The 1243-nt window shown below is 40.5% G+C and carries 1 protein-coding gene; it reads right to left on the bottom strand.

Translation table 11 applies throughout. The features are described 5' to 3' along the window. On the bottom strand, positions 1 to 1243 hold a 1243-nt coding region (locus T367_RS0118325; protein WP_027421136.1), incomplete at both ends, for a SprB repeat-containing protein.

Below are 1243 nucleotides of genomic sequence, written 5' to 3'. Positions count from 1 at the left end.
TTGCTCCATAAGTAAGTGTAAGGAGCTGTTCCACCAGCCGCATAAGCAGTTGCTGTTCCAGTTGCATCACCATTACAAAGTACATTTGTAGAACCTAGTTCGATTGTTAACATTTCAGGTTCAGTAATAGTTACTGAAGCTTCCATTTCACAACCGTTTTCATCTGTTACGACTACAGTGTAAGTACCTGCAGCTAAATCTGAAATTGATTCAGTAGTAGCACCTGTATTCCACATGTAAGTGTATTCAGGAGTTCCACCATCTACCGTAGCAGTAGCAGTTCCCATATCATCACCGTAACAATTATTGTTGGTTGATTCGATAGTTATTGAAATAGCATCTGGCTCGTTCAATTTAACTGCGATATCAATCATACATCCGTTAGCATCAGTCACTTCGACAGTGTAATCACCAGCTGCTAAATCAGATACTGTAGCAGTTGTTGCTCCAGTATTCCACAAGTAAGTGAATGGTGCAGTACCGCCACTAACTGTAACTGTAGCACTACCATCAGTCAACCCGTGACAGCTAATGTGTGTTCTTTCGATTGCTAATACTAACATTGCTGGTTCAGTGATTGTAACTTCAGCTTCAGTTTCACAACCGTTAGCATCTGTAACAATAACTGAATAAGTTCCAGCTATTAGATCAGTAATAGAAGCCGTAGTTGCTCCATTACTCCATAAGTAAGAATAATCAGCTGTACCACCTGTTACTGTAGCCTCTGCCGAACCGTTAGATTCACCATGACAAAGAACGTTAGTCGAACCAAGTTCAACTACTAATTCTTCTGGGCTTGTAATTTCAGTAGAACCGATTGCAGTACAACCGTTAGCATCTGTAACAGTAACAACTATTGGACCGGCAGCTAGATCAGTTGCTGGGTTTTCAGTTGAAACAACTTCGCCGAACTGTGTCCAAACAAAAGTGTAATCTTCAACTCCACCACCAACAATTGCTGTTGCTGTTCCATTTAAATCATCACTACATAAGATTCCAGTTGCAGTTGCATAAACATGTAAGTGACCAGGTTCAGTAACTTCTACTGAATCAATCGCTTCACATCCTCTTTCATCTGTAATAGTTACAGTGTACATTCCTGCAATTAATCCTGAGATCGTTGCAGTTGTTTCACCGTTACTCCATAAGTATGTATATGGTGCAGATCCTCCTGATACAACAGCTGTTGCAGTTCCATCAGCACCTAAATAACAAGCAACATGAGTCGCTGTTAGATCGATAA

The sequence above is a fragment of the Crocinitomix catalasitica ATCC 23190 genome, assembly GCF_000621625.1.
Lineage (GTDB): Bacteria > Bacteroidota > Bacteroidia > Flavobacteriales_D > Crocinitomicaceae > Crocinitomix > Crocinitomix catalasitica.
This window is presented reverse-complemented; position numbering and strand designations above follow the sequence as displayed.